The 22,985-nt window shown below is 70.1% G+C and carries 21 protein-coding genes and 2 pseudogenes; 12 read left to right on the top strand and 11 right to left on the bottom strand.

Annotated elements, in window-relative coordinates; translation table 11 throughout:
• Positions 1 to 4 precede the first annotated feature (4 nt).
• Positions 5 to 418: a hypothetical protein gene (locus B0I29_RS14795; protein WP_111649518.1), complete on the bottom strand. Its 414-nt coding sequence runs from the start codon at positions 416 to 418 to the stop codon at positions 5 to 7.
• Between the two features lie 110 nt (positions 419 to 528).
• Between B0I29_RS14795 and B0I29_RS14790 the strand changes: the two genes are divergently transcribed.
• Both B0I29_RS14790 and B0I29_RS14785 read left to right on the top strand, forming a co-directional pair.
• Positions 529 to 885 (top strand): DUF6401 family natural product biosynthesis protein, encoded by a 357-nt coding sequence (locus tag B0I29_RS14790; protein ID WP_111649517.1) that lies wholly within the window; start codon positions 529 to 531, stop codon positions 883 to 885.
• 191 nt (positions 886 to 1,076) lie between these two features.
• On the top strand, positions 1,077 to 2,336 hold the full coding sequence (locus tag B0I29_RS14785; RefSeq protein WP_111649516.1) for a helix-turn-helix domain-containing protein: 1,260 nt from the start codon (positions 1,077 to 1,079) through the stop codon (positions 2,334 to 2,336).
• A gap of 446 nt (positions 2,337 to 2,782) precedes the next feature.
• Here the strand turns inward: B0I29_RS14785 and B0I29_RS14780 are convergent, their stop codons facing one another.
• Positions 2,783 to 4,468: a mechanosensitive ion channel family protein gene (locus B0I29_RS14780; protein WP_111649515.1), complete on the bottom strand. Its 1,686-nt coding sequence runs from the start codon at positions 4,466 to 4,468 to the stop codon at positions 2,783 to 2,785.
• Between the two features lie 295 nt (positions 4,469 to 4,763).
• On the opposite strand from B0I29_RS14780, the gene B0I29_RS14775 reads away from it, so the two are divergent.
• From B0I29_RS14775 to B0I29_RS47715, 6 genes and pseudogenes are all read left to right on the top strand, one after another.
• Positions 4,764 to 6,926, top strand: coding sequence for an ATP-binding SpoIIE family protein phosphatase (locus B0I29_RS14775; protein WP_111649514.1), 2,163 nt, complete (start codon positions 4,764 to 4,766; stop codon positions 6,924 to 6,926).
• Between the two features lie 29 nt (positions 6,927 to 6,955).
• The gene (locus B0I29_RS14770) at positions 6,956 to 8,200 is read left to right on the top strand and encodes a cation:proton antiporter (RefSeq protein ID WP_111649513.1); all 1,245 of its coding nucleotides are present in this window, start codon (positions 6,956 to 6,958) and stop codon (positions 8,198 to 8,200) included.
• Between the two features lie 246 nt (positions 8,201 to 8,446).
• Entirely contained in the window at positions 8,447 to 9,061 is a 615-nt protein-coding gene (locus B0I29_RS14765) for a VOC family protein (protein ID WP_342768360.1), read from the top strand.
• A 106-nt stretch (positions 9,062 to 9,167) separates the two neighbouring features.
• A complete protein-coding gene (locus B0I29_RS14760) occupies positions 9,168 to 9,404 on the top strand; it encodes a helix-turn-helix domain-containing protein (protein WP_111649511.1) in 237 nt (78 codons plus the stop codon).
• A gap of 1 nt (position 9,405) precedes the next feature.
• Positions 9,406 to 9,600, top strand: a pseudogene (locus B0I29_RS47720) (Clp protease N-terminal domain-containing protein); the annotation flags it as partial.
• A 57-nt stretch (positions 9,601 to 9,657) separates the two neighbouring features.
• A pseudogene (locus tag B0I29_RS47715) lies at positions 9,658 to 10,017 on the top strand (Clp protease N-terminal domain-containing protein); the annotation flags it as partial.
• A gap of 6 nt (positions 10,018 to 10,023) precedes the next feature.
• Here B0I29_RS47715 and B0I29_RS14750 read toward each other — a convergent pair.
• From B0I29_RS14750 to B0I29_RS47415, 4 genes are all read right to left on the bottom strand, one after another.
• Positions 10,024 to 10,491, bottom strand: coding sequence for a GNAT family N-acetyltransferase (locus B0I29_RS14750; RefSeq protein ID WP_245972527.1), 468 nt, complete (start codon positions 10,489 to 10,491; stop codon positions 10,024 to 10,026).
• Between the two features lie 96 nt (positions 10,492 to 10,587).
• The gene (locus B0I29_RS14745; protein ID WP_111649508.1) at positions 10,588 to 11,535 is read right to left on the bottom strand and encodes a pirin family protein; all 948 of its coding nucleotides are present in this window, start codon (positions 11,533 to 11,535) and stop codon (positions 10,588 to 10,590) included.
• 3 nt (positions 11,536 to 11,538) lie between these two features.
• A complete protein-coding gene (locus tag B0I29_RS14740; protein WP_111649507.1) occupies positions 11,539 to 11,979 on the bottom strand; it encodes a MarR family winged helix-turn-helix transcriptional regulator in 441 nt (146 codons plus the stop codon).
• A 1,312-nt stretch (positions 11,980 to 13,291) separates the two neighbouring features.
• The gene (locus B0I29_RS47415; RefSeq protein WP_260329412.1) at positions 13,292 to 13,420 is read right to left on the bottom strand and encodes a hypothetical protein; all 129 of its coding nucleotides are present in this window, start codon (positions 13,418 to 13,420) and stop codon (positions 13,292 to 13,294) included.
• 100 nt (positions 13,421 to 13,520) lie between these two features.
• On the opposite strand from B0I29_RS47415, the gene B0I29_RS14735 reads away from it, so the two are divergent.
• On the top strand, positions 13,521 to 15,104 hold the full coding sequence (locus B0I29_RS14735; protein WP_111649506.1) for a phospholipase D family protein: 1,584 nt from the start codon (positions 13,521 to 13,523) through the stop codon (positions 15,102 to 15,104).
• A 3-nt stretch (positions 15,105 to 15,107) separates the two neighbouring features.
• On the opposite strand, the gene B0I29_RS14730 is transcribed toward B0I29_RS14735, so the two are convergent.
• Together B0I29_RS14730 and B0I29_RS14725 are read right to left on the bottom strand one after the other, a co-directional pair.
• Positions 15,108 to 15,680: a GNAT family N-acetyltransferase gene (locus B0I29_RS14730; RefSeq protein WP_111649505.1), complete on the bottom strand. Its 573-nt coding sequence runs from the start codon at positions 15,678 to 15,680 to the stop codon at positions 15,108 to 15,110.
• 9 nt (positions 15,681 to 15,689) lie between these two features.
• Positions 15,690 to 16,760 (bottom strand): protein-L-isoaspartate O-methyltransferase family protein, encoded by a 1,071-nt coding sequence (locus B0I29_RS14725; RefSeq protein WP_111649504.1) that lies wholly within the window; start codon positions 16,758 to 16,760, stop codon positions 15,690 to 15,692.
• Positions 16,761 to 16,802: 42 nt separating this feature from the next.
• Between B0I29_RS14725 and B0I29_RS14720 the strand changes: the two genes are divergently transcribed.
• Entirely contained in the window at positions 16,803 to 17,582 is a 780-nt protein-coding gene (locus B0I29_RS14720) for a transglutaminase-like domain-containing protein (RefSeq protein ID WP_220091316.1), read from the top strand.
• Here the strand turns inward: B0I29_RS14720 and B0I29_RS14715 are convergent.
• The 3 genes from B0I29_RS14715 to allB are packed head-to-tail and all read right to left on the bottom strand — an operon-like array spanning position 17,579 to position 21,004.
• The gene (locus tag B0I29_RS14715) at positions 17,579 to 18,691 is read right to left on the bottom strand and encodes a phosphotransferase (protein ID WP_111649502.1); all 1,113 of its coding nucleotides are present in this window, start codon (positions 18,689 to 18,691) and stop codon (positions 17,579 to 17,581) included. The two genes, B0I29_RS14720 and B0I29_RS14715, sit on opposite strands and share 4 nt — an antisense overlap.
• Positions 18,691 to 19,671, bottom strand: a complete 981-nt coding sequence (gene alc, locus B0I29_RS14710; protein ID WP_111649501.1) for an allantoicase — start codon at positions 19,669 to 19,671, stop codon at positions 18,691 to 18,693. The genes B0I29_RS14715 and alc overlap by 1 nt, the downstream gene beginning before the upstream one ends.
• A 10-nt stretch (positions 19,672 to 19,681) precedes the next feature.
• Positions 19,682 to 21,004, bottom strand: coding sequence for an allantoinase AllB (gene allB / locus B0I29_RS14705; protein WP_111649500.1), 1,323 nt, complete (start codon positions 21,002 to 21,004; stop codon positions 19,682 to 19,684).
• A 93-nt stretch (positions 21,005 to 21,097) separates the two neighbouring features.
• Here allB and B0I29_RS14700 point away from each other — a divergent pair, with 93 nt between their 5' ends.
• Both B0I29_RS14700 and B0I29_RS45210 read left to right on the top strand, forming a co-directional pair.
• The gene (locus B0I29_RS14700) at positions 21,098 to 21,523 is read left to right on the top strand and encodes a glutaredoxin domain-containing protein (RefSeq protein ID WP_111649499.1); all 426 of its coding nucleotides are present in this window, start codon (positions 21,098 to 21,100) and stop codon (positions 21,521 to 21,523) included.
• A gap of 779 nt (positions 21,524 to 22,302) precedes the next feature.
• The gene (locus B0I29_RS45210; protein WP_146616790.1) at positions 22,303 to 22,632 is read left to right on the top strand and encodes a hypothetical protein; all 330 of its coding nucleotides are present in this window, start codon (positions 22,303 to 22,305) and stop codon (positions 22,630 to 22,632) included.
• Positions 22,633 to 22,985: the final 353 nt, after the last annotated feature.

Genomic DNA, 22,985 nt, shown 5'->3' with positions numbered 1-22,985 from the left:
TCGATCAGGCCTCGTGGCCGGCCCGCCCGTGGGTTCGCCGCTGGTCCTTGAGTTCCGCTTCATACAGGTGCCGGCGCCCCTGAGCCAACTGCTCACGGGCGTCGCGCTCGACCGTGCGAAACTCCGTGTAGTACCCGTCGTCGTACTCCTCGACGATCTGGAACGTCCAGTGGCCCGGGATGACGTTGCGCCCGATCAGCTCCCGCTGGATCCGCTCCGCCACGTCGGTGTGCCCGGACTGCATGAACAGCGACACCGCCTCGTCCAGCATGAAGTCGGCGGTGCCGGTCAGCTGGTGCATCGAGTACAGGTGTCCGCGTACCCTCTCGACCGTCTCCAGGGCCTCACTCAGCTTGCCCAGCGCCTGCACGGTCGTGTCGTCGAGCCCGTCCGGCCGGGTGTGCTGCTCGTCGGTCATCCTGGTCCTCCTTCGGTCCGCTCCTGATCGTTCCCCGCCCTGCCGGGTTCAACCGAGCCGCACCCGAACGAGGACCCGTTCGCAAACTCTCGCTCCATAACGTTCTCCTCATGAATGGCCTGTTCAGCAACGCCGCCGCCCGCTCCGCCCAGCGCTCCGCCCACGCGTCGCTCGCCGACCTCACCGCGACTGTCGGTGTCAGCGGCCTCGCCGCTGCCCAGCAGAACCCCGGATTCATGTCCGTCATCGACCAGCACGCCGCCGGTGTGCGGGACAGCCTCAACGCCGACACCCGGCCGCTGACGGCGATCCTGCTCGCCGCGTACGCCGAAGGTGTCCGCGACGCCGCCCTCCAGCACGGCTGGCAGGCGCCGGAAGGCGAGATCGACTGGTCCGGCGACGACTGGGTGCTGCGCCGCCTGCTCGCGGTCTGCTCCCTGGCCCGCACGCTCCCCGCGTCGAGCTGACCCTGCTCCGCTGACGTGCTGAGGCGCTGAGGCGCTGAGGCACTGAGGCCTTGATCAACGGCCGGTCCTCGGCCCCATCCCCGACCGAATCCGACCGTAGAAGGGGCCGGCTCTCACGAGCCGGCCCCTTCGCTATTGCCCCTGGTGCGTGCTCGCACCACCTCGGGTGACCCCGCGCTTACCGTCAGAACATGACTCCCCGACACACCGCCGACCCCAGCATCGGGTCGCGCATCCAGGCTCGCCGCCTGCTGCGCGGATGGAGCATTCGGTACGCGGCCAGCAGAGCCGGAATCTCGCACAGCACCTGGAGCCGCATCGAACGCGGCTTGCTGGCCGCCGACAACCGCTTCGTCCTCGCCGACCTGGCAACCGCCCTCGAATGCTCCCCGGCCGAACTGGCCGGCGCCCCGGTCCCGGCAAGCGACCGCTCAGCGGTAGCCGCCCACGCAGCAGTCCACGCCATCCGCCAGGCCCTGATCGACCTGGACCTCACCATCCCACCCACTCCCGGTGGCACCGCCGTCACGAGGGCACACCGTGAGCCCTCGATTTCCCGTGGCGAGCCTGGGCGCCCAGTCGCTGAGCTGGCCCGTGCCGTAGCGCTTCTCGACAGCCTGCGGCAGGCCTGCGACTACGCCGGGGCAGCCCGCCTCACCGCGGACCTGCTGCGCGAGCTGCGAGCCGCCACCACCGGATCCGAACGCGCACCGGCCATGCGCCTGCTCTGCGACGTCACCTTCATGGCGTCCTCGGTGCTGCGGAACCTCGGCCATCCCGCGGACGCCTGGCTCGCCGCCGAACGCTGCCGGGACGCGGCCCGTGCGACCGAGGATCCGGTACTGCTGGCATACGCGGCGTACGCCCGGTCGTGCGCGGCCACCGCGTGCGGCTCGTTCGGCTCGGGGCTCGTGCTGGCCGCCCACGCCCTCGACGATCTGGAGCCGCACTCCTCCCGTACGGGGGTGCTGGAAATGCGCGGATCGCTGCAACTGCAGTGTGCGCACGCGAGCCGCGGCCTGAAGCTCCTGGACGACAGCCGAGCCTGGGCCATCGAGGCCGGCGAGCTGGCCCGACGCACCGGCGAGACCACCACGATGGGCCTGTACTTCGGCCCCACCAACGTCGGCATCTGGCGCATCGGCATCGAAGCCGACGGCGGCGACCCCGGCCGGGCCACCGAGATCGCCCGCGCCACCAACCCGGCGATCGTGCCGGCCGGCTTCCGCCAGGTCTTCTACTACGCCGACACGGCCCGCGCCCTCGCTCGCCTGCGCGGCCGCGACCGCGAGGCGATCCGCCTCCTGCTCATCGCCGAACGGGTCGCGCCCCAGCACATCCACACGTCAGCGATGGCCCAGGAAACCACCCGCGCCCTCCTGGACCGCTCCCGCCGAGCAGCAGGCGGCCCCGAACTACGAGCCCTGGCCGAACGCCTCCAACTCACCTGATGCCACACGCCCGCAGCCCTCACCGACCAAGCCACCCCGAGCACGAACAAGCCACCCCGAGCAGAGACGAGCCGCAGCGGTCCGGCGCTCACCGCCCAGACGCAAGCTTCCCGCGTACGCTCACCGCCCCGGGATCGCCGACCGGCGTGGACGAGGACACACGTAACCAGGCGATTCGCGTGGATGAAGCCGCACGTAACGACATCGTGCGGCTTCATCCACGCCAGGGCCGAGACAGGAGCTCACGCACGCGTTCCGTGAGCCCTCATCACCGCCGCCGACCGCTTGCGTGTGCCCGCATCCCGGCCGACGACCGCCAGACCGGGAGCGCCGACGACTGCCAGGCGCGGACGGCCGACGGCTGGGCCTCTCGTCGCTGCACCGGACAGCAGCCGGACAGCCGAATGCCACGACGGCCTCGCGGACGCCGTGCGCACCTCGGGTGGTTACCTCTTCGGTGGTGAGCCGGGGTCTCGGCGGTCCTTGGTCAGCGGCTCGGTCACCTCGTCGTCCGGGTCCGGGGCGATGACCTGGGTCTTCTCCTGGGCGGGCAGGTTCACCACCTGGGTCCGCTCGCCCTCGTCGGCGCCGGTGAGGAGCACTGTCGAGTCCTCTTCCGCCATCCGGACGACGGTCGGCTCCTCGTCGTCCGAACCCTGGGTGATCACGGTCGTCTCCCCGGACCCAGAGCCGGTCACGGTCCCCGACCCGGAACCAGAGCCGGTCCCGGTCTCGGAGCCAGTCCCGGTCACGCTCCCCGACCCCGACCCCGACCCCGAACCGGGGCGGTTTCGGGAGATCACCTCGGTCTCGCGGATCAGCGGCGGCGTGTCCTCCTCGTCCCGGTCGAACCCGGGAATCAAGTGCGGCCGGTCGTCGCGCGGCAGCGAGATCACCTGGGTCTGGTCGCCCGAGTCCTCGCCGGAAGTGCGTGCCCACTGCTCGTCGGCGCTGCGGCGTTCCCAGTCGCGGCGTTCCTCCTCGGCGCGGCGTTCCCGCTCCAGCCGGGCCACCTCGGTGAGCCGGGCCTCCTCGGCCAGCCGCGCCGCTTCGGAAACCCGCGCCGCCTCAGCAGCCCGCGCCGCCTCGGCAACCCGCGCCTCCTCAGCCCGGCGAGCCTCCTCGGCGGCCTCAGCCCGGCGAGCCTCCTCGACACGGCGAACCTCGGCCTGCCGGGCCTCTTCAGCGAGGCGCGCCTCCTCGGCCTTACGCGTTTCCTCAGCCCGGCGCGCTTCCTCGGCACGACGCTGCTCGGCCAGTCTGGCCTCCTCAGCCAGGCGCGCTTCCTCGGCCAGCCGCGCCTGCTCCGCCTTGCGGGCCTCCTCGGCGACGCGCGCCTCTTCCGCCTTGCGCGCTTCCTCAGCTCGCCGGGCCTCCTCGGCCCTGCGGGCCTCCTCCGCGAGGCGTTCCTCTTCCGCTGCCTGCCGGGTCCGCTCCTCCGAGTACGCCCGAGCCTGGTCCCGGATAACCGCCGACTCCGTGGCAGCCCGGTCGAGCCAGCCCTCCCAGCGCTGCTGCATGGGCCTGATCAGACCGCCGCCGACGCCCACGATGATCACGCCGGCGACCGTGGCGAGGATCGTGATGAGCAGCGGCCGGGTCACCGATGTGGCGATGCCGACCTGGTCGAGGCCGGCGATCACACCCAGCGTGACGATCACGACGGCGGCCGCTCTGGCGAGCACCCGTGCGTATCCCAGGCCGCCCAGCGCGTTGACGATGAGGTCGTGGGCGGCGCCCGCGACAGCCGACGCGACGACCACGATGACGACCGCGACGAAGACCTGCGGGAGCCATGAGATCAAGTCGTTGAGCAGGTCACCGGCCGGGTTCGGCCCCCAGAGCCCGAAGGCCAGCTGCAGTGCGAACAGCAGCACCACGAAGAACGCGAGCCGCGCGCAGAGCTCCGCCGGGCTCGATGCCCCGCCCCGGAACAGCCGGCCGGCCGGACCGCGCTGCACCGCCCGATCGAACCCGACGCGCTGCAGCGCCTTGCGGGTCACCGTGCGGGCCAGCCTCGCCAGCAGGTAGCCCACCAGCAGAATGGCCAGGAAGGCCAGCGCGTATGGCAGGAACAACACCACCGACCGCCACATGTCGCTCAGCCCACGGCTCAGCCCGTCCCCGGTCATCCGCCCTCCCTCGGTCGCAGGATCGCCTGCTTCGAACCTTAGGGCTCAGGAGTACCACGCGCCTCCGACAGAAACCGACGACCAGAAACCGACGAGCAGAAACGAACGAGCAGAAACCGACGAGCAGAAACCGACGGCCACGACACCGAACCCAAGCTCGATACACGTTCCCAAGATCACCTTCGGTACCCTTGAGCGCGAAACACGTCGGACACACGACCTGCGTACGGTCAAGAATCGGACGGTCGGACAGTGCGGCATCGTACAAACGGACCACTCGGGATAGGCTTTCTGCATGGTCGGCTCGGGAGCGATCGGGCCGGGCGGCATTCGCCCGGCTGCGATCTCAACGCTGCCCGTGCAGGGGGTCGGGGCACAGCACACCGGCAGGGGCTGCGCGGCGCTGATCCACGCCCACGACTGGTCGGGCACCTCACTGGGCCCGATCACGAGCTGGGACCCGGCGGTGCGAGCGGCCGTCGAGCTGATGCTGGCGTCCCCGGTGCCGATGCTGCTCACCTACGGCCCCGAGTCCCTCGTGCTGCACAACGACGCTTACGCGGACGTGCTCGACGATCTGCACCCCGGCACGCTGGGTAAACCCGCCCCGGAGGCGTTCGGCGAGGCGTGGAGCCGGCACGGCATGGGCGACGTGATCACCCAGGTCTACCGGACCGGCCGGGCCGTTCTGGAGCCGGAGAGCCAGGTCCCGATCCAGCCCGGCGACACCGAGCCCGCTTTCTACACGCAGGGCCATTCCGTGGTGCGGGACTCGCGCGGCGCGATCGCCGGCGTGCTGACCGTGGCCGCCGAGACCACCCAGGTGATCCACCGGCTGCAGAGCCTCGGCCAGCTCACCGCCCGGCTGGCCGGCGCGCTGACCATCGACGATGTGACTCGCGTCGTTCTCGCGTACGCAATGGCCTCTTTTGATCTTGATCACTGCGTGCTGGCGGTGGACGACGGCCTGGCCTATCGCTATGTCCGCCGCATTCGTGGCGAGATGCTGGACGAGGCGGACGAGCGGCTGCCACCGGTCTGGCGGCATGCCGCGGCCGATCCGGTGGCGCCGATGGTGGCGGCGGCGGAGAGCGGGCGGGCGACGTTCGTGGCCGACGGCGAGCCGCTGCGTGACGTGGCGACCGACCGGCATGAGCGCCGGGTCCGCGCGCTGGCCGTCCTGCCGTTGCGCACGCCTTCGGTCCGGGGCGCGTTCACCGTCGGGTTCACCCGGGCGCACACCTGGCTGCCCGCCGAGCGGGCGCTGCTCAACGCCGCGGCCGAGCTGGTGGCGCAGGCCGCCGAGCGCGCGCGGCGGTTCGAGGCCCAGCACGGTACGGCTCAGTTGCTCCAGCGCAGCATGCTGCCCGAGCACCTGCCCGAGCTCGACACGTTCCGGATCGCCGCGCGGTACGACGTCGGCGTCGACGGCAACGCGGCCGGTGGCGACTTCTACGACGCGTTCCGCCTGGTCGACGGGCGGCTCGCGATGGTGCTCGGCGACGTGGCCGGGCACGACGTGCGGGCGGCCGCGGTGATGGGCCAGGTCCGGGCCGCGCTGCGCGCCATGGCACTGACCGACCCGGCGCCGCCGAGCGTGCTCGCCGGGCTGGACAGGCTGGTCACCTCACTCGGCGCGGAGTCGCGTAACGAAGAGATCTTCGTGACCGTGGTCTACGGGGTTCTCGACCCGGCCGACGGCACGATCACGCTGGCCAGCGCGGGTCACCCGCCGCCGGTGCTGCGCCGCGCCGGGCACCACGGCGAGCCGGCCACCGCCGAGCTGGTGAAAGTGCCGCCGGGCGCACCGCTCGGCCTGGGCGGCCGCTGGCAGACCGGCACGCTGCGGCTGGAGCCGGGCGACACGATCCTGATGTTCAGCGACGGCGTGGTGGAGCGTCGCGGCCATCCGCTGAACGACGGCCTGGACGCGCTGGTCGCGGCCGCGGCCGCCTCGGCGAGCGGCGACCCGCGCAACATGTGCTCGCTGGCGACCGCCGCGGTCGCGGGCACCACCGACGACGACGTGGCAGTGCTCGCCGTCGAGCACGCCGTGGCGATGAGCCGGTCGGCGACGATGCGGGTGCCGGCCGAGCCGACCGGGCCCAGCCGGGTCCGTCAGTGGATGTCGACGCGGCTGCGCGAGTGGTCGGTGCCGGAGCAGGTGATCGGCGCGGCCATCCTCTGCACCAGCGAGCTCACGACGAACGCGCTGCTGCACGCCGGCACACCCGCCCAGGTGCACATCGATCTGAACGGCGAACGCCTCCTCGTCTCGGTCGCCGACACCGGCACCCGGGGCAGCGTCATCAGGGCTCGGGCCGACACCATGGCGAGCCGGGGCCGTGGCCTCGGGCTGATCGAGGACCTGAGCGACTCGTGGGGCACCGACCCGACGGTCCGGGGTTCCACTGTCTGGTTCGAGATGTTGCTGACCCGCGACGACCCGGACAGGTGAACGAGATCATCTCGGGGTAAGAGCGGCTTATGCAGCTCTCCGATGTGGTGTTCGCCCTGGTCGGGGTGGGCGCTCTGCTCGCCGGTGTTCTCCCTCGCCTGCTGGAGAGACGACCGCTTTCCATGCCGATCGCGTTCCTCGCCCTGGGCTTGATCGTGTTCGGCCTGCCTCTCGGCCTGCCGGACGCCGATCCGCTGGCAAACGCCAAGCTGACCGAGCACCTCACCGAGATCGGCGTGATCGTCGCGCTGATGGGCGCCGGTCTGAAGATCGACCGCCCGTTCGGCCGCCGCCGGTGGGCGTCGACCGGCCGCCTGCTGATCATCGCGATGCCGGTGACGATCGCCGCGACGGCACTGCTCGGCTGGTGGTGGGCCGGCCTGGTGCCGGCGTCCGCGCTGCTCCTCGGCGCGGCGATGGCGCCGACCGATCCGGTGCTCGCCGCGGACGTGCAGGTGGGTGAGCCGACCGACGAGGAGGACTCGGAGGACGAGGTCCGGTTCGCGCTGACCAGTGAGGCCGGCCTCAACGACGGCCTGGCGTTCCCGTTCGTCTACGCCGCGATCGCGATCGCCGCCCACGGCCTGGACCCGGCGGGCTGGCTCGGCGAGTGGGTACTGAAGGACGTCCTCTACAAGGGCCTGACGGGTCTCGCCGGCGGCGCGCTGATCGGATGGCTGCTCGGCAAACTCTTCTTCCGCGCCAAGCGCGACGCGCTGCGACTCTCCCGACACTCCGAGGGCTTCCTCGCTCTCGCTGCCACTTTCCTTGCGTACGGGGTAACCGAGGTGGCCGGTGGCTACGGATTCCTGGCGGTTTTCGTGGCGGCTCGGGCGATCCGCGCTGCCGAACGGTCGCATGAGTACCACCAGGTGCTGCACGATTTCGCGGAGCAGACCGAGCGGTTGCTGACCGTCCTTCTGCTGCTTCTGCTCGGCGGCGCGATGGTCAGCGGCCTGCTGGCGCCGCTCACCTGGCAGGCCGCCGGCGCCGGTCTCGTCCTGATCTTCCTGGTCCGCCCGCTGGCCGCTTTTGCCTCTTTGCAGGGCGTACCGGGCACTCGGGCAGAACACTGGGTGATCGCGGCGTTCGGGATCCGTGGCATCGGATCCTTTTATTACTTAGCGTACGCAATGACACACGCGAATTTTCCTCGCGCCGACCTCGTATGGGCGACTGCCGCATTCGTCGTCGTCGTCTCGGTCGTCCTTCACGGAATCGCCGCGACGCCCGTGATGCGTTACCTGGATCACTCGACCGCTCACGCTAGGTAATACTTTTCTGCTCTAAACCGGACAATGAACCGTGCGGTGGTGACGAAGCGTATTCAGTGCCGTAGAGTGCTCAGGTAACTGGGGATGTCCACCATGGAGCGGCACATGCGGATCAGAGGCTATGCACCCTTGACACCCTGCTGGGTGGAACTGGCGAGTACGGACCCCGCACGGGCTGCGGAGTTCTACGGAGAGTTGTTTGGCTGGGAGTCTGCGGGTGATCGGTTCAAGCTGGGGGGCCGGGCCGTGGCGGGGCTCACCCGCAGCACGCCGGAGCGGTCCGACGGCTGGCTCACGCACATCAGCACTCCCGACCTCGAAGAGACGCTTGAGCAGGTCGCCCTTTCCGGCGGCTACTGCCTGAGCGGCCCCTCCGAGGCGCACGGCGGCCGGCGCGCGATCGTTGCGGACCTGGCCGGCGGCACGATCGGCCTGTGGGAACCGGCCGATTTCGCGGGCGCACAGGCTCGCGATGAACCGGGCACGATGTCGTGGCCGGAACTCATCACTGACGACCCGAGCAGCGCGGCCCGCTTCTACGGCTCCGCGTTCGGGTGGCTGCTGCGTCACGAGTTCGGCACCGGCGAGTGGCTGAACCACGGGCACGACGCGATCGCCGGGCTGGCGGCCGGCTTCCGCGGCGCGTGGTGGCGCGCGGCCTTCCAGGTCGCCGACATCGAAGAGGCGGCCGATCTCTGCGAGCGGCTGGGCGGAGCCATCATCTCCGAGCCGGCCGAGGCGGGGCTGAGCGCCTTCGCCGAGCTGCGCGACCCGTGGGGCGCGCGGTTCACGGTGGCCGCGCCGGTGCTCCACCCGGTCGAGCTCACCGTGTCGCTGGGCACGCTCCCCGCCTGGGAGTGAACGGGATTTTTCGATAAGAGCGAACCGGCCCCCGGGGCCGGTTTTCTTTTGCCCTCGACGTCAACCAAAGTTGACACGCGGCCATCTGTCAACGTAAGTTGACGGCATGACCGAAGCAACCGACCTCGCCGCCGCCGCCGGCAGCGCCGACCCACGGGTCGGCCTCCGCGCGGTCGTGGCGCTCCGCCGCCTCCTGGAGGGCCTCGAGCATCTCCAGGTCGCCAACGCCCGCGCCAAAGGATGGTCCTGGCAGGAGATCGCCGACGCCCTCGAGGTGACCCGGCAGGGCGTCCACAAGAAACACGCCAGGTTGATGCCGATGCAGGACCCACGGGAGGGCTGACATGTTCGAGCGATTCACCAAGGGCGCCCGCACCGCCGTCGTTCTCGCCCAGGAGGAGGCCCGCGAGCTGGGCCACACCACGATCGGCACCGAGCACCTGCTGCTCGCGCTGACCAGCGACGAGCAGAGCGGGGTCGCCACCCTGCTGCGCGAGGCCGGCGCCGACCGGCAACACGTCCGGGACGCGATCGTCCGGCACGTCGGCGACCACACCACCGAGGCCGCCGCCCTCGCCGATCGCGACGCCGAGGACGCGGCCGCGCTCAAGGCGATCGGCATCGACCTGGAGGCGGTCCGGGCTGCGATCGAGGAGAATTTCGGGGCCGGCTCGTTGCGGCTGCCTCATCCCGCGCCGAAGAAGAGGGGGATCTTCGGACGCTTCTCGGCGGGCAGCGGGCACATCCCGTTCTCGCCGCGCGCCAAGAAGGTCCTGGAGCTGTCACTGCGCGAGGCGTTGCGGCTCAAACACAACTACATCGCGCGGGAGCACATCCTGCTCGGCATCCTGCGCGAGGGGCAGGGCCTGGCGATGCTGGTGCTCACCGAGCTGGGTGCCGACCCGGCCAAGCTGCGCGCCGACCTGGCCGGCTCGCTGGAGTCCCGGGCCGCCTGAAAATCTCTAGGTGAGGCGGAGCCGCATCGCCGGGTCGGCGGTGCGGCGGAAGCCGAGCGATTCATACAGCGGCTCACCGTCCTGCGAGGCTCGCAGATCGACGACGCCGACCCCGCGGGAACGGAACCAGTCGGTCAGCGCGTTCATGCATCCGCGCGAGTACCCCTGGCGACGCTGGTCGTCGTCGGTGACCACGCTGAAGACGTAACCGACCAGGCCGCCCGGGTTGCTGGGGCTTCCCAGCCGCTTCTCGATGATGCCGATCACGCAGGCGGCGAGGCCGGCGCCGTCCGCACGGTCCACGACGAACGCGGCCATCGTGGGCTCCGGCTCGGACAAGCGCTCGACCAGCGTCTGGAGGGCCGGCTCGCGCCAGTCGTCGTTCCAGCCGGGCTGCGGGAAACTCTGGAGCATGACAGCGCGGAGACGAACCAGCTCAGTGGCGTCGCCGGGTGTCGCTTGGCGGATCTGCACGTCGCGAGGCTAGCCAAGGGCGGCCGTTTGCGCGTACCGAATTAGGGAGCGCAAGCGGACCGCCCTGCTGGGCCATCGTCAGTCGGTGGGCCATCGTCAGTCGGTGTGCGGGAGGCGGGTCGCCGGGACGGTGCCGAGGCGGCCCTTCTGGAAGTCCTCGAAGGCCTGCTTGAGCTCGTCGCGGGTGTTCATCACGAACGGGCCGTAATGGGCGATCGGCTCGCGGATCGGCTGGCCGCCCATGATGAAGAGGTCGAGCTCGGTCTTCGCCTCGACGCGGATCGCGTCACCGGGGCCGTACGTGGCGAGCTGTCCGAGAGTGATCGGACGCAGGTCAGTGCCGACCCAGCCCTCGCCAGACAGTGCGTAGACGAGCGCGTTGAAGTCGGGCTGCCACGGCAGGTCGAGGCGGGAGCCGGGCTGCATGGTGACGTGGGCCAGGTTGATCGGGGTGTAGGTGGAGCCCGGCCCGACGTGCCCGGCGATCTCACCGGCGATGACGCGGATCAGCGCGCCGCCGTCGGGAGTGGTCAGGAGGGCCGACTGCTTTCCCCGGATGTCCTGATATTTCGGGTCGAGCATCTTGGCGCGCTTCGGCAGGTTCACCCAGAGCTGGAGGCCGTGGAAAAGTCCGCCACTCATCACCAGGTGCTCCGGCGGGGCCTCGATGTGCAGAATCCCCGCGCCGGCCGTCATCCACTGCGTGTCGCTGTTGCTGATCGAACCGCCGCCACCCAGCGAGTCCTGGTGGTCCATGATGCCGTCGATCATGTAGGTGACCGTCTCGAACCCGCGGTGCGGGTGCCACGGGGTGCCTTTCGGCTCGCCCGGCGCGTAGTCCACCTCGCCCATCTGGTCCAGGTGGATGAAGGGATCAAGTTCGGTCAGAGGCACCCCGGCGAACGCGCGCCGCACCGGGAATCCCTCACCCTCGAAACCCTGCGGAGCTGTCGTGAGCCGGCGAACCGGGCGGAAATCGGTCATCGGGTCGAGCCGGGGCAGGCGCGGCAGGACGAGGACGTCTTCGACGGTGATGGCGGGCATGATTCACACCTTCCTGATCTTGGCGAAGACGCGGCCGACAACGGCCAGCTCCTCGTCGTCCAGATGATCGATGAAGCTCTCTCGCACAGTCGCGAGATGCGCCGGGGCGGCGTCGCGCAGCGTCTGCAGCCCGGCCTCGGTGAGCACAGCCTCCTGGCCGCGCCCGTCGTCGGGACAACTCTCCTTGCGAACAAGACCGCGTTTGATCATTGAGTTGATCTGATAGGTGACCCGGCTCGGTGAGAGCACCAGCCGGCTGGCGAGCTCACCCATCCGAATCCGCCGGTCAGGGGCGTCGGCAAGCTCGACCATGACGTGGTAATCGTTCATGCTCAGGCCCGTCGCGGCGCGCAACTCGTCCTCAAGGCGGGTGTGCAGTGCCCAGGAGCTCTCGAGGAAGGTGCGCCAGTGCTGCAACTGGGTCACGCTGAGCGGTTCGGCCATGCCCCGAAGCATACTACTTAAAATCTGAAACTTCAAAACTGAAATTCTTGGGTACAGGGTGAAGCGCGCGCCGTCGCGGGGTGGGTGCTCGGTGCTCGGGCCCGGCGCTCGGGTGCTCGGCGCTCGGGTGCTCGGGGGTGCTCGGCGCTCGCCGCTCGGGCCCGGTGCTCGGGGGCGCTCGGCGCTCGCATTTCGACCGGAACTCGCCAAGGTCGCGCCGCTCCGGCATCAGTCCCGCGCCCCGGCACCCAATCTTGTGAGCTTGCGCCCACCCGTCAACCACAAGCGCACAAGATCGCGGCAACGAGCGGGCCGAAGGCACACGGTAGGCGCGCGACAACCGAAAACGGGAACACACAGTGGGCTCGCAGCAACCGGAGACGGAAGCACACGGTGGGCTCGCAGCAACCACAGACGGGAGCACACGGTGGGCTCGCGGCTCGGGGCGTGTGGACGGGAGCGCACGGATGCTCGGTTCAGCGTGGATGGGGTCGCACGGTTGCGGTCTGTGTGACTTCAGCACGGCCAGGGCGTGGACCCGGGCACACGGTGGCGTTATATGTGCGACCTGATCTACCCTGCGACAGGATCCGGCCGGCTCGGCTGGTCAATGGAAATCCCGCTGGCAGCGGACACTCGTCGTGATCACTTTCTCCGCCCCAGTCCTCCCGTGGCGATCGTGGTCCCCGAACCACACCCCGACAGGAACAGCGGCCCAAGATCTCGCGGGCCAGATCGGGCGTGTCGACTTCGGGTTCGCTACGCCCCCAAACTCGACACGCGCCCCGCGGATCGCCTGCCTTGTGTCGATTACGGGTTCGATACGCGCCTTAACTCGACACATACCCCGCGAACCGCCTGCCCTGTGTCGATTACGGGTTCGATACGCGCCTCAACTCGACACGCAGCGGGACGGCGGGTGCTCGCGGCGTGTTGTCTTCGGCCCCGACGGGCGGAGATCCGGCCCCTACCGCCGGACGAGCTGGCCGCCGGGACGGGCCGAGCGCCGGACGAGCCGACTGCCGGGGCGAACTGGCTTCCAGCGCTGTCTTACGACCGTTTTCGCAGCACTGAGCACCACCCGCAGCATCCAGACCAACCGGTCCACCCAGACCAACCGGTCCACCCGGTCCACCCCACACGGACCACCCGGACCACCCGGGATCAGCCCGACCCACTGGCACGCGGCGCACACGGTCGCCGACCCGTAACGGCCTCCGTCGAAGCTCGTGCCCCTGCCGTCATCGGGCACCCGTGAATCGCTCGTTCTGGATGGTCAGCGCGATACCCCGCCAAAACTAAACGCCTGGGGTCAGGGCATTGTCATGAGGATGGCGGCTGTTCCCGCGAGGACCAACAGGAGGACCGCGATCAGCAGGCCCCTCTCGGTGGATTCGGTAGCGTCAGCGACACTCGTGGTGACCAGCGGCTCACTGCTCATGTGATCTGTTCCTCCGCAGGAAAGGGGGGTCGGCGCTCCGCGTGCGAGCGACGGTCAGGAGGCTTACGGTGAGGGCGTCGTCGACCTCGAAGGGGCTGCAGTGCCGCCGCAAGAATGGCTTCTCACCGCTGCTGAGCGCGGCAACCCGGACACCTCCATACCCACATGGAACACGGGAAACACGGTCGAAGCATTAATTCACGGGCAAAGGTACTTCGATCGGTTGGCCTCGGAAGTGGAGGCCCTCCAAGCGGGTGATCACCTCTTCTTCACCGACTGGCGGGGTGACCCGGACGAGCGACTGCGGGACGACGGCCCGACGATCGCCGAGCTCTTCGCCGGCGCGGCCAAGCGCGGCGTGATCGTCAAGGGACTGCTGTGGCGTTCCCATGTGGACAAACTCGCGTACAGCGAGGAGGAGAACCGCACCCTCAGCGATGACATCGAGGCCGGTGGCGGCGAAGTGCTGCTTGACCAGCGGGTACGCCGGGGCGGTTCACACCACCAGAAACTCGTGGTCCTCCGGCATCCCGGCCGGGAGGAGCTGGACGTCGCGTTCGCCGGTGGCATCGACCTGTGCCACAGCCGCCGCGACGACGACCAGCACCACGGTGACCCGCAGGCGGTGTCGATGGCCGGGGCGTACGGATCGAATCCGCCCTGGCACGACATCCAGCTGGCGTTGAAGGGGCCGGTCGTCGGCACCCTCGACCTCTCCTTCCGGGAGCGCTGGAACGATCCCGCGCCGCTGGACCAGCACGGCCCGATCTCCACGGCCACCGACATGCTCCGGCACGAGGACATGCGCGCCGACCGGCTCCCGCCGCAGCCGCCGGACCCGCCGCCGGCCGGCGAGATGACGGTCCAGGTGCTGCGCACCTATCCGGCCATGCGCCCTGCGTACGGGTTCGCGAAGCTGGGTGAGCGCACCGTGGCACGGGGGTACACGAAGGCGATCCGCCGCGCCCGCCGGCTGATCTACCTGGAGGACCAGTATCTCTGGTCGAAGGAGGTCGCCCAGCTGTTCGCCGAGGCGATGCGGGAGCAGCCGGACCTGCATCTGATCGCGGTGGTGCCCCGGTACCCGGATGTGGACGGCAGGTTCGCGCTGCCGCCCAACCAGGTCGGCCGCGAACAGGCGATCGATCTCTGCCGGAAAGCCGCCGGCGACCGGGTGCACGTTTTCGACCTGGAGAACCACGTGGGTACGCCGATCTACGTGCACGCCAAGGTCTGCGTCATCGACGACGTGTGGAGCAGTGTCGGCAGCGACAACTTCAACCGTCGTTCGTGGACGCACGACAGCGAACTGTCCTGCGCGACGCTGGACGGCACCCGCGACGGCCGGGAGCCCCGGGATCCGGCCGGGCTCGGTGACGAGGCGCGGCGGTTCCCGCGGGAGCTGAGATTGTCGCTGCTGCGGGAGCACCTGGACCGGGCCGACGGTGACGACGCGGATCTGCTCGACCCGCTCGACGCGGTACGGGCGGTGACCGAGACGGCCGACCGGCTGCGCGACTGGCATCTCGGCGGCGAGAAGGGTCCGCGCCCGCCGGGCCGGCTGGTGCCGCACGAGACCAAGAAGATGCCGTGGTACCAGCGGTTCTGGGCGGTCCCGGCTTATCGCTTGGTCTACGACCCGGACGGCCGCCCGTGGCGCGACCGCCGCGAAGGCAAATGGTGAGAGCTAGAACTCGACCCGCATCACCACGCGTCGCGGCGTAGGCCGGCTCACCTCGACGAACCCCGCTTCCTCGAAGATCTTCCGGCTGCCCACATACAGCTCACCCCAGCTGTACTCCCGGCCGGCGGCGACCACCATCGGATAACCCTCCAGCGCCCGCGCGCCCCTCTCCCGCGCGAACCCCACAGCGCTGGCGACCAGCGCACGGCTCACCCCGCGCCGCCGATATCCGGTACGCGTGACGAAGCACGTCACGGCCCACACCGCGGCATCCAGCCGGTTCTCGTCACGACCGGTCCACGGAACCCGGGCCGTGGACAACCGCGGATAAACCGTCCGGGGTTCGACCGCGCACCACCCGGCCGGCTCGCCATCCGCATAGGCGACGAGACCACTGCCTCCGGCCGACTGCGCCCGCAGCCGCCGCGAGCGTTCCGGCACCGGCACCGAACCCCACTCAGCGGCTGTGATCTTGAACCACTGGCACTGGCAGCGGGCCGGCTCTCCGCGCGTACCCAAGATCTTTTGAAGGTCGGACCAGGTCGCCTCGCTGGCAGCGACGACGGAGATGTCCATCTCCGCAGTTTACGGGCGGTGGAGCCGCCACGTCCGCGGCACGAGCAGAGGCCCGGCCGGTTCCAGGGCGGCCCGCCAGGCGCTCATCGGCGGCCGGCCATGCGTCCACCAGCGGTCGCTGAGAGCGAGCGCGACCTCGCAAGCATGCTCCGACGATGCCAGGATCGCGCCATCCGGAAGGACGACAGCAGCAGCAGAGGACGACGACGAGGCCAGGACCGCCAGCAGGCTCTGCTCCCGCCCGGGCACCGTGGCATAGGTGACCTGTCGATGCCACGCCCCCGCCGCGAACCACAGATCCCGATAAGCCATCGCCTCCAGCGGAGCACCCCAGCGCGGCGGCACCACCGGTTCCAACCCGGTCAGCGGCGAATCCGGCGGCGGCGGATGACTACCCGGATGCCGGGCACCCAGCGGCCCGGCGGCGCTCATGAAGCCGGCCGGGCACACCACCGACAACTCTCCCGCCGCCCCGGCCGTGAGAACCGGATGCATCCCGGCGTGCTCGACCGGCGCGACGATCCGGCCGTCCCGGGGCAGCCGATTCATCCAGTGCGGCGAGATCCCGGCCACGCCGACCGTCACGATGATCCGGTCATAACGGCCGTCCGGGCCACCGGTGTACCCGTCGCCGGTCTCCACGCGTACCCCAGTGATCCCGGCTCGGGCAAGTGCTGCGCGCGCCCGATCCGCGACGTCGTCCTGCACGTCCACGGTCGTGACCTCGGCGCCGAGCGTGGCGAGCAGCGCGGCGTTGTATCCGGTGCCCGCGCCGATCTCGAGAATCCGCTGACCGGGCCGCACGTCCAGCGCCTCGATCATCACGGCCATCAGCGACGGCTGGCTGGAGGAGCTGATCGGTTTCTGCCCGCGCAGCTTGGTGACCAGCACGTCGTTGCTGTAGACCGCACGCAGGAACTCGGGATCGGCCGGCAGCACCAGCCGGCCGTCGCGGCGATGGAAGCCGTCCGGCACGAAAACCTCCCGCGGCACCGCGCCGAATGCCTTCGCCAGCGCGGGTGACAGCCGCACACCGTCGTGACGGATCAGATCGAGGTAGTGCCGGCGGGCGTCCTCCATGAATGACACCGTACGAAACCTGACGCCTATACGGTGAGAATCGTGGATGCCGCGCTGGTTGGTTGCACTCTGGAATTCGACGTCACCGAGCCCGCGGAGATCGTGCTGCAGATCGCCGCGGCTTCGCCCGCGACGGAATCACTCACCCTGAGCGCCGACGTCCCGGTCCGCGAGATTCCAGGACGACAACATTTGGTACGCGTACCGAAAGGCGTCCTGACCGTCACCTATGAAGCGACCGTCCCCCTCGGCAACCCGCCGCCCCCGGTGAGCGACGTCGAGCGGATCGTCGCCGGGCGCCCGAGCAGGTACTGCCCGTCGGACCGGCTCGGCGGCTTCGCCCTGAGCCGATTCGGTGGCTTCGGCGACGACACCGCCGCCACGGTGCGGGCGATCACCGACTGGGTGTTCGGGCATCTCGCGTACCAGGGCGGGGTGAGCGGGCCGACCACCGACGCGGTCGACACCCTGCTGGCCGCCGCCGGCGTGTGCCGCGATTACGCCCACCTCGTGGTGACGCTCTGCCGGGCCTGCGACATCCCGGCCCGGGTCGCCGCGGTGTACGCACCCGGGCTGTCCCCGATGGACTTCCACCTGGTCGCCGAGGCCGCGATCGACGGCCGCTGGACGGTCTGGGACGCCACCCGGCTCGCACCCCGCCAGACACTGATGCGGATCGTGACCGGCCGGGACGCCGCCGACACAGCGCTGGCGACGACGCTGTCCGGCATGCTCACCCTGCCCCGCACCGAGATCTTCGCGGTGGCCGCCAGCGATCTGCCGTTCGACGACCACCACGAGCTGGTGCAGCTGCGCGGTTAATCGAGGGCGGCCCGCAACGCCACTTCCACGTCAGCCGCATGATAGGGCCATTCACTCGGCTCGATCTTCGCGAGGAAACCCGCGTAGGTGATGGCCGACCGCAGCGCCGCCACCGGACGCAGCAGTTCGACGGCCCGTAGCGCGTCGCAACCCGGCCACCGGTCGGCCCAGTCGCGCAGCACCCCGGGGTCGTCGCTGAGGCGCAGGATGTCGAAGGCCGGGTTGCCGATGCCCGCGTCACCCCAGTCGACGATCGTCAGGGTGCCGTCGGCGCTGGTCCGCACGTTGCCGGGGTGGAGATCGCCGTGGATGAGGGTGTCCGGGAGACCGCATTCGGCGACGGCGGCGAGCCGATCCGGGAGGCCGTCGAGGAGGTCCGCCAAGCCGGATATTTCGCCTACATACGGTTTTATCGCATCGAGATCGAAGACCCGGTGGTCCGGAAGACCAGCCAGCTCGCCGACCCGTCCGGCGAAATGCGCCTGCACCGGGTGAAAAGCGGCGACCACCTCGGCACACAACGACGGCCCGGCGCCGTAACGGTCCTCCCCCGGCACGTGCGCCAGCAGCGTCCGCCCCTGATCACCGGCCGCCAGGACATAGGGCACCAGGCCCGGCGACACCGCGTCGACCATCCGCAGCACGGCCGGCTCGTGCGCGAAGAACCCCGGCACCTGCTTCAGCCAGGCAACGGGCCTGCCGTCCTCCGGCAGGTCGAACCGCCAGATCGCGGAGAGGTTCCAGGTCCGCTGCTGCACCGGAACCGCCCCGCCGAGACCGATCCGATCCAGCGCGCCGGCCGCCCAGGCCAGCGACGCGGCCGGCCCACCGATCTCGGCGTAGGGCGCCCGCAGCGGATGATCGGCGAGATCAACCTCGACGGGCACAAGGCCGGCCGGGCGCGCGCCGGTCGAAGCCAGATAGGTCACGTGCCCACCCGGCGGGGCCGGCCGGTCACCGTGCAGCAAACGCAGCACGGTGACCTCGACGCCGGCCTTCGTGACGACCTCGGCGACCTCCTGCCACCACGGGGTGACGACCTCGAAAGGCGGCAGCGCGCCGAGCACGACGCCAGCCGGGTCGACCAGGACGAGCGAAACGGTTCTCACTACGCCATTCTGGCCTTCAAATACCCTCGGTCGGCGTCACCCAGCAGACGCAGCCGCGCCATCCCGCCATCAGGGAAGATGTCCAGCCGCACATGCGTCACCGCGGGCACCTTCTCGATCTTGAACCGGTGCGGGGTGTCCGGCCGCAGCGCCACCCGGGGCAGCAGCTCCACCCACTCCTCCGAGCCGGTCCGCTCGTCCCGGCCGGTCAGCCGGGCCGCGCCGGGCGCGTTGCCCTTGAAGTGGCTGGTGTCCAGGTCGGCGAAGCGCAGCACGGCCGGGGCCGCCAGCTTCACGATGATCCAGTCGTTGGCGTCGTCCCGGCGCCGGGACGTCTCCCAGCCGTCGCCCATGTTCTGCGCGAGGCCGGGCATCAGCATCCGCTGCGGGTGGCCGTAGAACATGTTGCTGCAGTCGACCACTGTCGCGCCGTACTGCGCGGCGGCCACGTCGAACGTCTTCGGCAGCAGCGCCGGGTCGGGCACCACCTCGCCGTACACCCGCAGCCGGGCCACCCCGCCGTCCGGGAAGATCCGCAGGCGGACGTGGGTCCAGCGCTGCCGGTCGGCGACCGCGAACAGGTTGCTGCCGTCGCCCTTGAGCTCGGAGCGCGGGACCAGCTCGGTCCACTCGGCCGCTTCCAGCTCGTCCTTGCTCGGGTATCCCTCCACCGACGCCGCCTCGACCGACGCGGCCGGCGGGTAGTTGCCGGTGAAGAACGAGGTGTCGACGTCGACCCCGTGGACGATGCCGGGCGCACCGAGCCGGACCAGCGCGAAGTCGTGCCCGGCCTCGCGGCGGCGACGGGTCTCCCACCCGTCGTAGACCTGTCCCTTGTGGTCGAACGTCTTCGGCGCGTGCCCCGCCGGCGCCGGCAGGACCAGGTGGTCCGCCGCTGCGAAGAACTCGTCGTTGGCGTAGACCACCCCACCGCCGAAAGCCCGCGATGCCAGGTCCGGTAGCCCGGTGAATTCGTCCATCAAATCTCCTCTACTCCGCGCCTTCGCCGCGGAGAAGGAAACGGCCGCCTGCCTCGTCGCCGGTCACCCTGCTGCCGCGCAGCCAGGTCGTGCCCACAACACCCTTCAAGACCCTGCCCGCGTACGGGGTAACCGGGTTCTTGTGGTGCAGTGCGTGCGCGTCGACCGTGAACTCCTCGTCCGGCTGGAATGCCACCAGGTCCGCGTCGGCGCCGACAGCGATCCGTCCCTTCTGCCGCAGCCCGGCCAGATCGGCGGGACGGCGTGACATCCATTTCACCACGTCGGCGAGGGTGTACCCACGGGCTTGAGCTGCGGTCCAGATCACGGGCAGACCCAGTTGCACCGAGGCGATTCCACCCCATGCCGCCGCGAAGTCACCGGACTCCTGCCGTTTCAGCTCCGGCGTGCACGGCGAGTGGTCGCTCACCACGCAGGTGATGAGCCCGTCGGCCAGGGCTTCCCAGAGCTGATCCGCGTTCGCGCCGTCCCGGATCGGCGGGCAGCACTTGAACTCGGTGGCGCCGTCCGGGATCGCCTCGGCGTCCAGGGTCAGGTAGTGCGGGCAGGTTTCGGCGGTTACGCGTACCCCATCGGCTCGTGCGGCCGCGATGAGCGGCAGAGCGGAAGCGGCGGAGAGATGAAGGATGTGCACCCGGCGGCCCGCGGCGCGGGCCACCGCGATCGCGGTGGCGACCGCGGCGTGTTCGGCGTCGGCCGGGCGGGAGGCGAGGAAGTCCGAGTACGCGGCCGAGCTCTCCGCCTCCTGGAGGTGCTCGGGGTCCTCGGCGTGCACCACGAACAGCGCGTCGACCACATGCATGGCCTGGGCCAGCTCGTCCGCGTCGACCGGCGGGAACTCGGGCACCCCGGAGTCGGCGAGGAACGCCTTGAAGCCGAAAACCCCGTTCGCGTGCAACTCGGGCAGGTCAGCGGCGTTGCCGGGGATCGCGCCACCCCAGAAACCGACGTCGACGTGGATCTGACCGGTCGCGGCCGCCTGCTTGATCTTCAGCGCCTCGGCGTGCACGGTCGGCGGCAGGCTGTTCAGCGGCATGTCGATGATCGTGGTGACCCCACCGGCCGCGGCGGCCCGGGTCGCGGACGCGAAGCCCTCCCACTCGGTCCGGCCCGGCTCGTTGACGTGCACGTGCGTGTCGACCAGGCCGGGCAGCAGGGCATCGTCACCGAGATCGACGTCGTCGGTCACGTTCTCGATCTCGGCGTCATAAGGACTGATCGCCACGATCTTTCCGCCTTGGACCACAACCGCTGCCGCACGCTCGCCCTCGGGGGTCAGAACCCGCCGGGACCGCACCACCAGATCAACCATGTACAGACCCTATTAGGGGTTTGTTTCACTCAGGAGATCATCCGCCCAGCCGGGGATTTCGCTACCCGCGGTAGCGGTGTAGCGTCCCGCTCCATGTTGCGTCGGTGGAGGCTCGCGATCCTGGCGGCCATCTGTGGCGTGCTCGTCGCCGCCGTGAAGATCGGTGACGGTTCCCCTGGTGGAGCCGCCTTCCTGCTGTTGCTCTTCCTGGGCCTGGCCCTGGCCGTGTCACCAGGCGTCTTCCCACGCCCGGAGCGCGCCGCCGACGCCGTCCTGGACGGCCGGCCGGTGGTTTACTGGCGGCCCGGCTGCCCGTTCTGCCTGCGGCTGCGCGCCCGCCTCGGCCCCGACGCCGGCCGCCTCCATTGGGTGGACATCTGGCAGGACCCGGAAGGCGCCGCGGCCGTCCGCGCGATCACCGGTGGTGACGAGACCGTACCGACGGTAGTGATCGCCGGTGAGGGTTTCGTGAACCCGGACCCGTCGTGGCTGAAGGACCAGGTCGTCCCGGCGGCCTGACCTGGGTCCACCCCAGAAACTGCTCGAACAGGTCGGCCGGCGTCCGTCGCGGCAGGTCGTTCACGGCCTGATCCAGGTTGCCCCACATGTACATGGCGAGCGAAACCCGGTCGGCGCCCTCGGTGAGATGCTCCTGCGCCGGAGCACACGGCCATGCCCGGCCGCACGCCCGGCAGCTCCACGATGGACGCTGCCAGATGTGTTCCGATCTGCGTGGCTTGAAGGATATGTACCTCACCGAATGCCTCCCCGCGTGGTTGACAGGTAGCACGCGGCCACACCCCGGATCGTTCGACCCCACACCGAATTAGGCATGCGCTAAGGTCCAACGTCACGATCAAGTAACGGGGGTTATCGTGGCGCCAAACGAGAAGAACATCGAATCAACAGAGACCCCACCTGCGGCAGCGAAGCCGGCCACCGAGCCGGCGGCCGAGCCCGCAGCGGAGTCGGCAGCAGAGGCGGCGGCAGAGCCCGCAGCGGAAGCCACCGCCGGCTCGGCGGCCGATGCCGCTGCCGCCGTAGAGCCGGAGTCCACGAAGGACCCGGAGCCGGCCACAGAGCCCGCCGCAGCCGCAGAGCCCGCGGTCACAGAGCCCGCCGCGGTCACAGAGAGCGATCCGACCGCCGACAGTGAGCCGACCGCAGAGCCCGCCGCCGAGGCGTCCGCTGCGGCCGAGCCAGAGCCGACTGAATCCGAGGCTGCCCCGGAACCTCAGCCAGTCGACGAGCCCGCCCCGATCGCAGAGACCGAGCCCGTCGCAGAGACCGAGCCGGTCGTGGAGCTTGATGGTGAGACGACCGGTGAGATCAGTGCCGAGCCGCTCATCGATCTCAACGCCCCGCCCCGGGAAGAGCCGGAAGCCGAGCCCGCCGAAGGCCGCGACCCGCAACTGGTGATGCTGAGCGCCCTGGTAGGCGCACTCGCCATCGCCGTGGTGGTCGTCTTCGGAATGATCATCTTCGACCCGGTAGCGCTGATCAGCCTCGTACCGAACTGGTTCGCCGAACCAGGCTCCAGCCGCGTCATCGGCAGCGTCACCATCGTCGTAGTCATGTGCGCCATCGCCCTGGCAGTCCGCCAGCTCTACCTCCGCCGCCGCGGCTGACTCGGCCACAGCCGGGGACCCGCTGCCCACCAACTCTCACCCAGGGGCGGTGTGCTCACGCAAAACATTTGCGCGTGCGTTCATCGCCGCCCGGTGCTCGGCTTTCGCCCGTGGCATGTCGATTTCAGGTGGTCTGCGAGCACCCTGGTCACGCGCTGCCACCACAAAGGGTGGAAAGCACCGAATCCTGGAGACCTGTGGGGCACAGAACACCCACGGATCTCCAAGATCCGGACGGCAACGACAGCACCCCTTGTCTCGCGCTCACCCTCCGTGGCAATCCGAGTAACGCCGGTCGGCTACGAGGCGAGGATCGTGGACCTCACGCCGCCCGACAGGACCCAAGGGCCCTG

Origin of the sequence: Actinoplanes lutulentus (assembly GCF_003259845.1) — a bacterium.
GTDB classification, from domain to species: domain Bacteria; phylum Actinomycetota; class Actinomycetes; order Mycobacteriales; family Micromonosporaceae; genus Actinoplanes; species Actinoplanes lutulentus.
Note: the sequence above shows the minus strand (reverse complement) of the source record. Positions and strands in the feature narration are given on the sequence as shown.

Coding starts and splice junctions, on each gene's coding strand:
- B0I29_RS14795 (WP_111649518.1), bottom strand. CDS start 418: ATGACCGACGAGCAGCACACCCGGCCGGACGGGCTCGACGACACGACC.
- B0I29_RS14790 (WP_111649517.1), top strand. CDS start 529: ATGAATGGCCTGTTCAGCAACGCCGCCGCCCGCTCCGCCCAGCGCTCC.
- B0I29_RS14785 (WP_111649516.1), top strand. CDS start 1,077: ATGACTCCCCGACACACCGCCGACCCCAGCATCGGGTCGCGCATCCAG.
- B0I29_RS14780 (WP_111649515.1), bottom strand. CDS start 4,468: ATGACCGGGGACGGGCTGAGCCGTGGGCTGAGCGACATGTGGCGGTCG.
- B0I29_RS14775 (WP_111649514.1), top strand. CDS start 4,764: ATGGTCGGCTCGGGAGCGATCGGGCCGGGCGGCATTCGCCCGGCTGCG.
- B0I29_RS14770 (WP_111649513.1), top strand. CDS start 6,956: ATGCAGCTCTCCGATGTGGTGTTCGCCCTGGTCGGGGTGGGCGCTCTG.
- B0I29_RS14760 (WP_111649511.1), top strand. CDS start 9,168: ATGACCGAAGCAACCGACCTCGCCGCCGCCGCCGGCAGCGCCGACCCA.
- B0I29_RS14745 (WP_111649508.1), bottom strand. CDS start 11,535: ATGCCCGCCATCACCGTCGAAGACGTCCTCGTCCTGCCGCGCCTGCCC.
- B0I29_RS14740 (WP_111649507.1), bottom strand. CDS start 11,979: ATGGCCGAACCGCTCAGCGTGACCCAGTTGCAGCACTGGCGCACCTTC.
- B0I29_RS47415 (WP_260329412.1), bottom strand. CDS start 13,420: ATGAGCAGTGAGCCGCTGGTCACCACGAGTGTCGCTGACGCTACCGAA.
- B0I29_RS14730 (WP_111649505.1), bottom strand. CDS start 15,680: ATGGACATCTCCGTCGTCGCTGCCAGCGAGGCGACCTGGTCCGACCTT.
- B0I29_RS14725 (WP_111649504.1), bottom strand. CDS start 16,760: ATGGAGGACGCCCGCCGGCACTACCTCGATCTGATCCGTCACGACGGT.
- alc (WP_111649501.1), bottom strand. CDS start 19,671: ATGGACGAATTCACCGGGCTACCGGACCTGGCATCGCGGGCTTTCGGC.
- allB (WP_111649500.1), bottom strand. CDS start 21,004: ATGGTTGATCTGGTGGTGCGGTCCCGGCGGGTTCTGACCCCCGAGGGC.
- B0I29_RS14700 (WP_111649499.1), top strand. CDS start 21,098: ATGTTGCGTCGGTGGAGGCTCGCGATCCTGGCGGCCATCTGTGGCGTG.